The following is a 12,961-nucleotide window of genomic DNA, read 5'->3' on the forward strand; positions in this document are numbered from 1 at the left end:
TGGGATGTCAAGCCGATGGGGCGGACATTACTGCAAGCATCGGAGGAGGTAAAGAGGCAAAATGGCTGTGGGCTTGATTCTGTGCCGGGATTTCCTTCCGAATTGTCTGGCATTGTTCTCTGGCTCATTTCAGGGATCGCTGTCGGGGTTTGTCGCTGTTGATGCTGGCGGTATTGTCGGCTGCTGGCCCCTGTAGTGTGTTCTGGGTCTTCATCTGCTGTCCACGATCAAGACAGGGGTGGATTTTTTCTTGTCTTGTCCGGCGGCTTTGTGGCTTTCTGTGCTTCAGGTTCTTCAGCAAGTTGGCATGATATCGGTCGTGCCAGCTTCGGGAAGTCAGTTCTTCGCCCGATTTGCGGGCACAGAGGGAGTAAAGTATGTCACGTCAGAAACCCGGTTGGATGGGTCCCGCGATTGAATATGGTCCTATCGCTGTTTTTTTCGCGATTTACTATGGCTTTGACCGGTTTATGGACGCTTACCCGATCGAAGCTCTGGTTGGGACCAAAGCTTTTATCGCCGCGACGGCCGGCTTGATGGTGACGACGGCAATCGGTATCGGCTTTTCGCTGTATTACGATAAAAAAATCCCCAAGGTACCGCTGTTCACCGCCATCATTGTGATGATTTTTGGAGGCCTGACGGTCTATTTTGACGATGAAAGTTTCTACAAGATGAAACCGACCATCGTGCAGGCGATCTTTGCCATTGTGCTGTTGGGTGGGCTGTTTATTTTCAAACGTCCGTTGATCAAGCCCCTGATGCAGAAATCCTGGAACATGACCGATGAAGGCTGGCACATCCTGACCTTCCGTTTTGGTCTATATTTTATTGCCATGGCGGTACTGAACGAGATTGTCTGGCGCACCCAGTCGGAAAGTTTCTGGGTGAATTTCAAGATTTTCGGCTCGATGGTCCTGATGGTGGCCTTTATCTTCAGCCAGTACCCGGTGATCCGGCGCTATCACCTGCCCGATCCCGACGAATAGGGGCTGCGGGCGAATAAAGGCGATTGCCTGTTATGCGGATTAAACCCAAAGGGCCTGTCTTTATAGACAGGCCCTTTGGGTTTTTTGACTTCAAGCGATGGTTTAATTCAACGGCTGCCTGTGGTTATTCCGCCACAGCGCGTTTCGGTAACGTCCACTGTGGCCGCGGGAAGTGGCAGGTGTAGCCGTTGGGGACGCGTTCCAGATAATCCTGGTGTTCCGTTTCAGCTTCCCAGAAGTCACTGACAGGCTCGACCTCGGTCACGACCTTGCCGGGCCAGAGACCGCTGGCGTTGACATCCGCGATGGTATCAAGTGCGACCTGCTGCTGTTGATCACTGGTGTAGTAGATTGCCGAGCGGTAGGAAGGGCCACGGTCATTACCCTGACGATTCGGGGTGGTCGGATCATGAATCTGAAAGAAGAATTCCAGCAACTGCCGGAAAGACGTCTTTGCCGGATCAAACAGGATCTCGATGCCTTCGGCATGGGTGCCGTGATTGCGATAGGTGGCGTTTTTTACATCACCCCCGGTATAACCAACCCGGGTTTGTTTCACCCCGGGGAGCTTCCGGATCAGATCCTGCATGCCCCAGAAGCATCCTCCGGCAAGTACAGCGCGTTCTGTCATGTTATCTATCCTCCAGCTGATCGAGATAATCTCCGTAACCTTCTGCTTCCATCTGGTCTTTTGCAATGAACCTCAGCGAAGCCGAGTTGATACAGTAGCGCAGCCCGCCACGGTCCTGTGGGCCATCAGTGAAGACATGGCCGAGATGGCTGTCGCCGTGTTTTGAGCGAACTTCGGTTCTTTCCATGCCGTGGGTACTGTCGCGCAGTTCGGCCACATTGGCTTTGACGATCGGTTTGGTAAAGCTGGGCCAGCCGCAGAAGCTGTCGAACTTGTCTGAAGAGGCAAAGAGGGGTTCGCCGGAGACAATATCGACGTAAATTCCGGCTTCGTTATTTTTATAGTATTCGCCAGTATAGGGGCGCTCGGTTCCGCTTTCCTGTGTGACCCGGTACTGTTCCGGGGTGAGCTTCGCGATTGCTTCCTTGGTTTTGGTATAGGTTTTCTGGGTCACGAGATTCTCCATCTCCTTAGCGCTATCTGAAAACAGGATATGGGGCAGGATTGGCAAAGACCAAGAGCCAGCGGTGTCAAATCTCTGTGAACAAAGAGGGGGCTTGTTGTCAGTCCCTATTCTGCTTTCGGAATTTCGCCTGTCTGAAGCTGTTCGGTATTATTAATCAAAGCCTGCCGGGCATTGGCATCAGCGGCAGACGGTAGCGGTGCTGTGGGATTGATTATCCAGTGGGCAATGTCATTGAGCACGGTTTCGGCCTGCAGGTCACGTAAAAGCATGTGCCAGCCTTCTTCATAGAGGGCGGCACGCTGTTCCTTCCCGATACCGTTGGGCAGGCTTTGCCAGACATCGCGGGTGGGTTTCCAGGGCACCACCTCGTCTTTTTCGCCATAGAGCAACAAAGCTGGCAGGGTGAGGTTGCCCGGAGCTTCATAAGCAGCATCCATCAGGTCTGTCAGGCCATAGACCGCGTCGATGCGGGTTGACTTGATCACGAGGGGGTCTTTGCCCAGACCGATCAGCATCGGGATATTATCCGAGGCCTGGATCTTCAGGCCGCTGCCGGTAAAGCTGGCCCAGGGGGTGGTATGGGCAACCAGCCAGAGAGAGGCACGCTGGTACCAGGGCATGGTCTGTCGGGCCCAGACAGCAGGTGCCGAAAGGACTATGCCATCGACATCAAGCGGAGGGTTTTCCTGTAAGGCGGCCATGATCACAGCGCCGCCCATGCTCTCTCCAACCAGAAACAGCGGAGTGTCGGGGTGTTTGTCGTGCAGTCGGGCGATGGCGTTGCGCAGATCCGCGATCATGCGGTCATGTCCACCCCAGAGCCCGCGATGTGGCGCTGCCCCAAAACCGCGCTGGTCGTAAGCATAGGTCGCGATGCCTGCTTTTGCCCAATATGTCCCCGGCCCGTCGAAGGCGTTGGAGTAATCATTAAAACCGTGGAGCGCGAGGATGATGGCCTTCGGTTTTGGGGGCAGGGTCGAGGCAGGAGATATCAGCGGGACACGGTTTGTTTCGGTAGAGGAATGATCAGTTGTTTCTCCCCGGGATTTAACATCACCGGGAAGCCAGCTGCGCAGCGGCAATGGCAGCCCGTCTTCCGTGATCAGGCTGTCGGGGGTAAGGGCGGCGGCATTGCTCAGAGATCCCGGTGGGGCAAGCCGTGGAGCGCAGGCACCAAGCCCTCCGAGAATCAGCAGGAGAATGACAAACCGGAGTGCGACTGATCGAGAAAACAGCATTGATAACAGACCTTTACCCATAATCTGTTTCAGTATTGCTTGTCGTTGCAGGCAAAGCAAGTACGAGACCGACGGGAGTGCGGCGAGAGGTAAGGTCTGGTCTTGGCTTTGCTCGTGATCTAGCTTTCGTTCGCGTGCGCCCCGCGGGTCAACTGGAGGAAGATATCTTCGAGATCGCCCTGGTCTGTTGTGACGTCCTCGATGACCAGACTGGCAGTGGTCGCCGCGTTAAGGATGTCCGAGATCTGCCCGTCCTGGGCTTTGTAGGTAAAGGTCAGTTGCCGGGGATTAACCAGATCAACATGAAAGGCTTTCAGGTTTTCCGGAATCTCCTTGAGATCTTCGCCAAGTGAAAGCGAGAGGGTCTTGCTTTCGATCCGGGCAAGGAGGGCTTTCGTGGTATCGCAGGCAATGACCTGGCCATGATTGATGATCGCGATCTGGTCACAGAGTTCTTCGGCTTCTTCCAGATAGTGGGTGGTCAGCAGGATGGTGGTGCCGCGTTTGTTCAGCTCGCGCACATAGGCCCAGAGCTGTTGACGCAGTTCAATATCAACCCCGGCGGTGGGCTCATCCAGCACCAGCACAGGAGGACTGTGGACCATGGCCTTGCCGACCATAAGTCGACGCTTCATGCCACCAGAAAGGCTGCGGGTATAGGTCTTGGCTTTGTCCGAGAGGCCCATAACCTTGAGAATCTCTTCGCTGCGGCGCTCGCTTTTCGGCACACCGTAGAGACCCGCTTGCAGTTCCAGCAATTCCAGGGGGGTAAAGAAGGGATCGAAGTTGAGTTCCTGTGGCACCACACCAATAGCCATGCGTGCCGGGCGCATTTCTTTTTCGATGTCGTGGCCCCAGATCCGGGCGCTGCCGCTGGTCTTGTTTACCAGCCCGGCCAGAATATTGATCATGGTCGACTTGCCTGCGCCGTTGGGACCGAGCAGACCAAAGATGCTTCCCCGGGGAATCTTGAGATTGATATCGCTCAGCGCCCGCTTTTCACCGGCATTTCCTGCGGCTTTGTATACCTTGTTCAGACCTTCCAGTTCTACAGCATAGGTTGGCATTCCTGCGGTATCCTTTTGTGTCGCTTCGGGTGTAATCTGATGGGTAAGGGTGTGATCGTCGGGCATTACGTCGTCGCTTACTTTACTATAGGGAGTTTCGGTTGAAAAAGGGGCTGGAAACTTTTCGGGTCGGGCGGTAAAAGAAATTCAGGTTTATTACATAGTGACTATTCGTCTGTTAATAAAGACTGTCACATCAATAAAGCTGTAAACCAGCGCTTCTCGGGGAGCGTCGGCAGCAGCAAAGTCAGGAAAAAATCATGGCCGTGAATGATAGCATCGTTGTTGAAACCAAAGTTGTCGCCTGTGATGGCGGGAAGGGTGGCGAGGGTCATCCGCTTGTCTACCTCAACATGGAAGGCAAGAACGAGATTACCTGTCCCTATTGCAGCAAGCACTTTGTGCTGAAAGAAGGTGCAAGCGGGGATGCCGGTCACTAGGAGAGTTCTGCAGGGGGTTTTAGGGTGTTGGCACAAAGGCTTGTGACGTGTTTGTGTGAAGCGCCTGAGCTGTAATCAGAAGCCCTGCGCCGTTTGCTGCAGGGCTTTTTGTTTATGTAGCCAGCGTTAAAGGGCTAAAGACGAACGATCTGACATATAGGATCGGTGTAAGAAATTATGGGGTCATGGGCTTAACAGCTTGTGTGAGCGAAAGAATGCGTTGTTTCAAAGAGACAGTTATCGGTGCTGTTTTGTCTTTTACACTCCTGATCCTGTGGGGAGACAGGCCAGAGGCGGCAGAGCCAAAAGAGTCTCTGAGTGAACAGGAGTTTATTGCGGGCAACGTGCTCCTGACACTTTACCATGAAGCCGGGCATGCCCTGATTTCGATCTTTGATCTGCCGATTCCTGGGTCTGAGGAGGATGCCGCAGATGCTTTTTCTGTACTGGCCCTGACAGAAGAGCTGAAGCAGGGGGAGATGAGCGAAGTTCGCGAAACCAAGCTCGATAACTATCTTTTTGCCACGGCGCTTTACTGGCTGGTTATGAGTGAGGATGAAGAAGCTGATCCCGCTGATCAGCCGGGAGAGCATTCTCTGGATTCCCAGCGGTTACTCCAGCATCTTTGTCTGGTTTATGGCTCGGACCCCGAGGTCTACATCGACCTGCCCAGGGATTTTGCTGTGGAAGACCGGATAACTTCCAGCTGTCAGCAGACCTATGAACAGACCATTGGAGGCTGGGAGAATCTGCTTGAACCCTATCTGCTGGGTGATCTTCTTGCGGTTGACAAGCTCACGGTGATCGAAGAGGCGCCCGATCCTCAGTATCAGGGCTATCGGGCATGGCTGCATGTGCACGGCATCCTGGATGAGTTTGAAGGTTTTATCGAAAATTCTTTCAACCTGCCCACCAAGATAACCCTGAGGCTGAAATCCTGTGGTGAAGCGAATGCTTTCTGGGATCCACAAACGCTGGAAATTATTCTCTGCGACGAGCAGGTTGCCGAATATAGCCATGTCTATGAAGAGCTTCAGTTGGCGAAGTGAAAAGCCTGCAAGTGACCTAATGGCGTGAAATCACTGTGATCATTGCTGCTCTGCCTGAGTATAAAAAAGAAGAAACCCCTCCTTGGCAGAATAATTTGACGGCAAAGGGAGTGTTTTCTCTCTTCTTTCTCGACTTCATCAGATGGCTTGGGCATTCTGTGCCGCATGACTGATAGCGCACCTTACAAACACCTCTACCTCGTTGATGGCTCCGGGTATATTTTCCGGGCTTTCTTTGGCATTCCCCGGATGAATCGTCCTGATGGTACCCCCGTCAACGCGGTTTTCGGCTTCACCAACATGCTGCTCAAGCTGCGTGATGACATGGAAGCTGATGCCATTGCTGTGATTTTTGATGCCGGGCGCGATTCGTTCCGGACGGAAATCTATGACCAGTACAAGGCCCAGCGCCCGGACGCGCCGGAAGATCTGGTTCCCCAGTTCGCCCTGATCCGCGAAGCCACCGAAGCCCTGAACCTGCCATCAATAGAAATGCGCGGCTATGAGGCGGATGACCTGATCGCGACCTATGCCATGCAGGCCAAAGCCGCTGGCATGGAGGTGACGATTGTTTCATCAGACAAGGATCTGATGCAGCTGGTCCAGCCGGGGATATCCATGCTTGATCCGATGAAGAACAAAACCATCGGACCTGATGAAGTGTTTGAAAAGTTCGGGGTTGGACCTGATCGGGTGGTCGATGTCCAGGCGCTGGCCGGAGATTCGGTTGATAACGTCCCAGGGGTGCCGGGAATCGGGATCAAGACAGCTGCGCAACTGATCCAGGAATATGGTGATCTGGAAACTCTTCTGTCTCGCGCTGGAGAAATCAAACAGAACAAACGCCGTGAGAAGTTGCTGGAAAATGCCGAGCTGGCCCGGATCAGCCGTCGCCTGGTCGAGTTGAAACAGGACGTTCCGGTGGAAGTATCGCTCAATGAATTTGCGACCCGTGAGTTTATTCCGGATCAGCTGCGTCCGTTTCTGGAGATCAATGGTTTCAAATCGCTGATGGCCAGACTGGCATCGCGTCTGGGGGAAGCCCCGATGGAGGTGGTCAATGAGGCCGCAGCCACGGATGCCGCACCGGGATATGAACTGGTGCAGGACGAAGCTGCTCTGATCCGCTGGATTGCGGAAGCAAAAGAAAAAGGATCGGTTGCGGTTGATACCGAGACAACGTCCCTGAATGCGATGCAGGCCAATCTGGTCGGGATCAGTCTTTCAACTGGCGGAAACCGCGCCTGTTATATCCCGCTTGATCACACTGCGGTTTCTGAAGATGGTGACGGAGGGCTGGATCTGATGGGGGGATCAGCCGATCGCCCTAAACAGATTGCAAAGGCGCGGGCACTGGAGCTGTTGAAGCCCCTGCTTGAAGATCCGTCGGTGCTCAAGATTGGCCAGAATATCAAATACGATATGGTCATTCTCTCTCGCAACGGGATCGAGGTTGCCCCGATCGATGACACCATGCTGCTTTCCTATGTTCTGGAGGGCGGGCTGCATGGACACGGCATGGATGAGCTGGCTGAACTGCACCTTGGGCATTCCACCATCAAGTTCAAAGAAGTTGTCGGGACCGGTAAATCCCAGGTTACTTTTGACAAGGTCCCGCTGGACAAGGCGCTGGACTATGCCGCGGAAGATGCCCTGATTACCTATCGGCTGCATGCCGCGCTGAAAACCCGGCTTGTACCGGAAAAGATGGTGAGCGTTTATGAGACCATCGAGCGGCCACTGGTCGAGGTGCTCTCGCGGATGGAGCAGCGGGGCATTAAAGCGGATCGTCCATTCCTGCACCGTCTGTCCAATGATTTTGCCCAGCGCCTTGCCGCGCTGGAAAGTGAAATCCATGAAATGGCCGGAGAGCGTTTTACCATCGGATCGCCGAAACAGCTGGGTGAGTTGCTGTTTGAAAAGATGGGAATTCCTGGAGGAAAGAAGGGCAAAAGCGGATCCTATGCCACGGGAGCTGATATTCTTGAAGGCCTTGCTGCCGAAGGCCATGCCTTGCCTGCGCGGGTGCTGGACTGGCGTCAGTTGGCCAAACTCAAGAGTACCTATACCGATGCTTTGCAGGAGCAGATCAATCCGGTGACCGGGCGGGTCCATACCTCCTATGCCCAGGCTGTGGCCTCGACCGGGCGTCTGTCTTCGTCTGATCCAAACTTGCAAAACATTCCGGTGCGTACTGAAGAAGGGCGCAAGATCAGGGATGCCTTTATTGCAGAAGAGGGTCACAAGTTGCTGTCTGTGGACTATTCACAGGTCGAACTGCGTCTGGTGGCCGAAATCGCTCGGGAAGACGCTTTGCGTCAGGCCTTTGCCGATGGGCAGGACATTCACGCAATTACAGCGCACCAGGTATTCAACGTGCCGATTGAAGGCATGGACCCCATGGTGCGACGGCAGGCCAAGGCGATCAACTTTGGCATTATCTATGGGCAGTCGGCTTTTGGCCTTGCTGCCAGCCTTGGCATTTCGCGCAAGGATGCCAAGGACTATATCGATGCCTATTTTGCCCGTTTCCCCGGGATCCAGCGCTATATGGATGAAACCAAAGCCTTTGCCCACAAACATGGTTATGTGAAAACCCTGTTTGGCCGTCATATCCATGTGCCGTCGATCAATGAAAAGAACCCGATGCGCAAGAATTTTGGCGAGCGGGCGGCGATCAACGCCCCGATTCAGGGAACGGCAGCGGATATTATCAAGCGGGCAATGATCCGGATGGAAGCGGCGCTGGGGCAGACGGACCTGAAAGCCAAAATGCTGTTGCAGGTTCATGATGAACTGATCTTTGAAGTGCCGGAGGCCGAAGTGGAAGAAACCTCGGCAGTTGTGCGCAGGGTAATGGAAACAGCCTGTGACCCTGTGCTGCAACTCTCGATCCCGCTGACGGCAGATGCAGGTGTGGGCCGGAGCTGGGGCGAAGCGCACTAAAACCCCACAATGACCCGTTTAAAGCATTCAGGCCCACCTCAACAGAAGCGGGCCTGAATATTTCAGGGCGCTTTGTAAAAGTTATTCGTCAAAAAGAAGCTGCTCCAGCTCCTGATAGTTTTCTACAATCCAGGTAGGCTTGTGTTGCGCCGCTTCACCTTCAGCCCGTGTGGCAACACCCGTGAGAATCAGGATGGATTTCATACCTGATTTATGGCCGGCAAGAATATCGGTGAAGAGATTGTCGCCAATGATGGCGCAATCGCTGGCGGCTTTACCCAAACGGGCAAGCGCGGCATCCATGATCGGGCGCTCCGGCTTGCCAAATACCTCCGGTTCTTTTCCCGTTGCCGCCTGAACCGCAGCAACCAGTGGGCCTGCTTCAGGCAGGATACCGTCTTCGACAGTAATCAGGCGATCGGTATTGGTGGCGATAAACCGCGCTCCGCCATCAATCAGGCGGAGGGCCTTGCTGAGTTTCTCATAATTCATACCCCTGTCATAGCTGACGATAACAGCCTGGGCATTCTCTTCGGTGATCCTAATGCCAGCCTCTTCAAGAACAGAGGTCAGGCCTTCCTCGCCAAGGCAGTAGGCACGGGTGCCCTTTTCCAGTTGCATGGCAACAGCCTGTGCCGAGGTCAGGACATCATCCGCTGTACAGGGAATGCCCATTTCCACGAGCTGACGGGCCACCTGTTCCGGTCGGCGATTGCCCCGGTTGGTGACAAAGAGAAAGGGAATATTCCGTGCTTTCAGACTTTGGATGAAGTCACTGGCGCCCGGGATGGCGTCACTCCCGCGATAAACGGTTCCATCGAGGTCAAAAAGCAGCGCGGAAATCTGTTGCATGGTCTTCCTTGTGAACGAGATTATTGTTTGCTGATAAAACCAGCATCATGTGTGGGATAGGCAAAGGCGCCACTGTTATATTCCAGATTGACCGTATGGGAAATGAAGTTATCCCTGTCGTTCCAGAGATGAAGTTCATACTTTGGCGCTTCGAGAATAAACCCCTGGGCCCCGTCCGGGCCGAGGCCGAGCGCCTGGGTAAAGGCGCAGGCCGGAGCAATGGATGTGAGAACCCCGGCAAAGACGGTCTGGATCGAGCGGTGGACATGCCCGCAGATGATCCGTACCACCTGTTTGTGCCGTGATAAAACATCGGCGAAGGCTTCGGTTCCGGCAAGATTATAGTAGTCCATTTCGTCGATACCGGTCAGGAAAGGGGGGTGATGCATGAAAATCAGGGTTGGTTTGTCAGGCTGTTCGCTGAGGGCCTCTTCCAGCCAGGCCAGTTTTTCTGCCGAGAGATCACCCTTGTCATTATCAGGACGGTGAGTGTCGAGGCCGATCAACCGGACGGGGAAATCCTCGTCAATGGCGTACTGGATGAAATCTTGTCCGGGTCGTGCTGACATGCCGGGATGGTCGGGAAAAGCTGCGCGCAGCATTGTTCTGTCGTCGTGATTGCCGGGAATCAGATAATAGGGGATACCGATCCCTGCGATCATCTTGCGGAATTTTTCATAAGCCACGGGCTGCTTGTTATCAGCGATATCACCCGTGAAAAGCAGCACATCCGGTTGTGGCTTGAGCTGTTTTATAGCGGCAAGGACCTGTGCGAACTGCTGTTCGGTGTTGGCTTTCCCCTGGGCAAAAACTCCGTTCGGGGTGAGATGTATATCTGTGATCTGGGCGATAAGCATGGTCAGCCTTCGAATTTGTTTCACCGCGCATGGCAGGTGCCGTTGGTACTCTAAGCGACTCTAGCAGTTTCATGTGACAGACAGCTATCTTCCTGCGGCATGGGATGAGGAAAATCGTCGTTCCGGGACAAATATATTTTATTATCTTTTTGGTTATGTCTGTGTTGCGGAACCCCGGAAAGAAAAAAGCCCGGCTGAAACCGGGCTTTTGCAAAGGAGACTGTGATTAATTTTGGAGATCGATCACATCATTTCTTTACTGAATTTAGGGTCTGACAGTAGAGACTTCAATAGGGGGAAATACTCATCCCGGCGCAGGAAGATGATGATCAGACCAGAGAACCAGACGCCAACAGCCTGGGTGAAAAGCTTTCCACCATCGTTATAAGGGTCGATACCCAGCGGTGTGAAAACGTGGAAGAAAATCGCGCCTGTCATCAGAGCAAGAGACAGCAGTCCTCCTAATGACTGCAGACGGGGGATAAATAGTAAAATACAGGCGAGCAGTTCTGCACCACCGGTCAAATAACGCCCGTGAGGTTCAAACCAGGCAAGCCCGCTCCAGTCTTCCAGAACCTGAAACAGGTGACTGCCCGAAGCGAACTTGAAAGGCAGGTAACGCAAAAAAACATAGGCAATGAAAACTGCCAACAGATAAGGCAGGATCTTTTTGATGGTAGACATGATATTCCCCGTGCTGTGTGTTCCTGAGAAGGATATGTCTTCTATTCTGATCAAGAGCCAGTAACGTTTTTGACAGCAGAAAGTTACCGGATCGGTATGGGCAAGCCGGGTCATGCCCTGCTCTGCCGTCCAATATAAGCAATTTCGGGGCAAAAAAAGTTAATATCAATAACCTTATGTAACTCCGGGGAACGGGATAAGGATGATCGTTTCAGGACCTTGCTGCTTTGGCCTGAATGACCAGAGCCTGTCTTGCCTCATTCGCATTCCGGACTGGAGCAGGAAACTGGCACCGTGCATGGCTCCGGCCATCGTGCAGGTCCCAGCCTTCAGGATCAATACCGGTCATTTTCCACTTGGCAGTATGTAAACCGAGCGTTTGTGTTGCAATGGCGAGAAGTGCATCGGTGTGATCTGTGTTCATATGCTCGACGATTGAAGTCTCTGCTTTTGACAGTTCACCTGCTTCCCCACAATCAAGTTTTAGAATGTCCGGTGTTACCCAGACAGCTTTGGCAAAACCACCGATCAGGTGTGCGGCTTCAATTTCATAGTGGTAGAGGCTGAAGTCATTGAAACCAGCATAAAGTGCTGATCCTGGATGGCGGGATAAAAACCGCTGCAGCATGCGCGGATCGTTTACTTTTCTCAGGGTCCCAACCAGTGTCACCCGCCCACCCGCCAGCGGATCCCGATAGCCGGCGGTTCCGTCAAACAGCATACCGGCCCTGGGGTTCGCAATTAAATTCTGGCTGTGATCAGCCAGATCTGAGAGCAACATATAGGGCGTGGCATCATGGTCAAGCGCGACCAGGGAAAGGGAGGCGTAGGGAAAATTTCCGGCGACCCTCTCGACCCGTCCTCCAGGACTGTCTGCCGCTTTCAGGCCGGGTTGCAATTCGGTTGCGAGATAGGCCTTGCTTGCCCAGCGCATGAGATGCCGGGCTTTTTCCGCTTCGTTCATCTCTGGAATATGTCGCAGTTTTTTGTCGTTATTCATCAGCTGTTCTTTAATTTTATATCAGGAAACCAGGATGTTTTCCTCAGAGGCTTCTCTTAATTTCCAGTGTTGTAAAGAGGCCAGCTGTCGCAGGTGGCTGGAATTTTACGCGAAAAGGTAGAAAACAGGAATAACTACGTAGATATACCTATTGGTTTTGTAACAAAAATAACGAAAATTCAACAACCTATTATTGATGTTTTATTATTTATTGCGTACCGTATTTATGGTTAATTTTTGTTAACTATACTCTGTGGTATGCAAAAGCGAATATATAAAAAAACGGGGGGGTAATGCAAAAGGGTGTAGTGCGCTGGTTTAACAGCCAGAAGGGGTACGGGTTTATTACCCCAGACACAGGAGGAGAGGACGCTTTTGTTCACTTTTCCGCGATTCAAAAATCCGGCTTACCGGGACTGGTTGAAGGACAACTGGTCGAATATGAGCTGGTGGAAAGCAGGAAAGGCCGTTATAGCGCCGATAATCTGAAGCTGGCGGAGGGAAGACTGCTGGAGCGGTGAATGATCGAATGCAAACGAATAGCCTGTCTGCGGGATGATCTCGGGAGAGTGTCATGTTTTGGCGGTGTTTCTTCCGTCATCAACTCCTGAATTTATGAACAGGGTGAAGATAAAAACGGCTGTGTTATAACGCAGCGATTTTTGACATCACCCTGTTGCCATCTGATTTTTTATCCAGGGATTTGCTGCAACCGTCCTCCTGATAAGAAGGCAGAGCCTCG

Annotated in this window: 14 protein-coding genes; 6 read left to right on the top strand and 8 right to left on the bottom strand. The window is 53.0% G+C overall.

What is annotated here, in order from left to right:
- Positions 1-61: 61 nt before the first annotated feature.
- Both O4H49_RS11190 and O4H49_RS11195 read left to right on the top strand, forming a co-directional pair.
- Positions 62-196, top strand: coding sequence for a hypothetical protein (locus O4H49_RS11190; protein ID WP_269423508.1), 135 nt, complete (start codon positions 62-64; stop codon positions 194-196).
- Positions 197-377: 181 nt separating this feature from the next.
- On the top strand, positions 378-989 hold the full coding sequence (locus O4H49_RS11195) for a septation protein A (RefSeq protein WP_269423509.1): 612 nt from the start codon (positions 378-380) through the stop codon (positions 987-989).
- 124 nt (positions 990-1,113) lie between these two features.
- Here the strand turns inward: O4H49_RS11195 and msrA are convergent, their stop codons facing one another.
- The 4 genes from msrA to O4H49_RS11215 form a co-directional block, all read right to left on the bottom strand.
- Complete coding sequence (msrA, locus tag O4H49_RS11200; RefSeq protein ID WP_269423510.1) at positions 1,114-1,620, bottom strand: peptide-methionine (S)-S-oxide reductase MsrA; 507 nt, start codon at positions 1,618-1,620, stop codon at positions 1,114-1,116.
- 1 nt (position 1,621) lies between these two features.
- Positions 1,622-2,086: a peptide-methionine (R)-S-oxide reductase MsrB gene (msrB, locus tag O4H49_RS11205; protein ID WP_269423511.1), complete on the bottom strand. Its 465-nt coding sequence runs from the start codon at positions 2,084-2,086 to the stop codon at positions 1,622-1,624.
- 104 nt (positions 2,087-2,190) lie between these two features.
- Positions 2,191-3,324 carry an alpha/beta hydrolase gene (locus tag O4H49_RS11210; protein ID WP_269423512.1) on the bottom strand — a complete coding sequence of 378 codons (1,134 nt, stop codon included), beginning with the start codon at positions 3,322-3,324 and terminating at the stop codon, positions 2,191-2,193.
- A 119-nt stretch (positions 3,325-3,443) separates the two neighbouring features.
- Positions 3,444-4,457, bottom strand: a complete 1,014-nt coding sequence (locus O4H49_RS11215) for an ABC transporter ATP-binding protein (protein WP_269423513.1) — start codon at positions 4,455-4,457, stop codon at positions 3,444-3,446.
- A 194-nt stretch (positions 4,458-4,651) separates the two neighbouring features.
- Here O4H49_RS11215 and O4H49_RS11220 point away from each other — a divergent pair, with 194 nt between their 5' ends.
- The 3 genes from O4H49_RS11220 (at position 4,652) to polA (ending at position 8,826) form a co-directional block, all read left to right on the top strand.
- Positions 4,652-4,831 carry a zinc-finger domain-containing protein gene (locus O4H49_RS11220; protein WP_269423514.1) on the top strand — a complete coding sequence of 60 codons (180 nt, stop codon included), beginning with the start codon at positions 4,652-4,654 and terminating at the stop codon, positions 4,829-4,831.
- Positions 4,832-5,046: 215 nt separating this feature from the next.
- Positions 5,047-5,880: a DUF4344 domain-containing metallopeptidase gene (locus O4H49_RS11225; RefSeq protein WP_269423515.1), complete on the top strand. Its 834-nt coding sequence runs from the start codon at positions 5,047-5,049 to the stop codon at positions 5,878-5,880.
- A gap of 165 nt (positions 5,881-6,045) precedes the next feature.
- Positions 6,046-8,826, top strand: a complete 2,781-nt coding sequence (gene polA, locus O4H49_RS11230; protein WP_269423516.1) for a DNA polymerase I — start codon at positions 6,046-6,048, stop codon at positions 8,824-8,826.
- Between the two features lie 81 nt (positions 8,827-8,907).
- Here polA and O4H49_RS11235 read toward each other — a convergent pair whose 3' ends face one another.
- The 4 genes from O4H49_RS11235 to O4H49_RS11250 form a co-directional block, all read right to left on the bottom strand.
- Positions 8,908-9,678 (bottom strand): HAD-IIA family hydrolase, encoded by a 771-nt coding sequence (locus O4H49_RS11235; RefSeq protein ID WP_269423517.1) that lies wholly within the window; start codon positions 9,676-9,678, stop codon positions 8,908-8,910.
- A gap of 20 nt (positions 9,679-9,698) precedes the next feature.
- Positions 9,699-10,559, bottom strand: a complete 861-nt coding sequence (locus O4H49_RS11240; protein ID WP_269423518.1) for a phosphodiesterase — start codon at positions 10,557-10,559, stop codon at positions 9,699-9,701.
- 219 nt (positions 10,560-10,778) lie between these two features.
- Positions 10,779-11,219: a hypothetical protein gene (locus O4H49_RS11245; protein ID WP_269423519.1), complete on the bottom strand. Its 441-nt coding sequence runs from the start codon at positions 11,217-11,219 to the stop codon at positions 10,779-10,781.
- A gap of 211 nt (positions 11,220-11,430) precedes the next feature.
- Positions 11,431-12,219: a HugZ family protein gene (locus O4H49_RS11250; protein WP_269423520.1), complete on the bottom strand. Its 789-nt coding sequence runs from the start codon at positions 12,217-12,219 to the stop codon at positions 11,431-11,433.
- Between the two features lie 293 nt (positions 12,220-12,512).
- On the opposite strand from O4H49_RS11250, the gene O4H49_RS11255 reads away from it, so the two are divergent.
- The gene (locus O4H49_RS11255; RefSeq protein ID WP_269423521.1) at positions 12,513-12,740 is read left to right on the top strand and encodes a cold-shock protein; all 228 of its coding nucleotides are present in this window, start codon (positions 12,513-12,515) and stop codon (positions 12,738-12,740) included.
- Positions 12,741-12,961 lie beyond the last annotated feature (221 nt).

Origin of the sequence: Kiloniella laminariae (assembly GCF_027214005.1) — a bacterium.
Lineage (GTDB): Bacteria > Pseudomonadota > Alphaproteobacteria > Kiloniellales > Kiloniellaceae > Kiloniella > Kiloniella laminariae_A.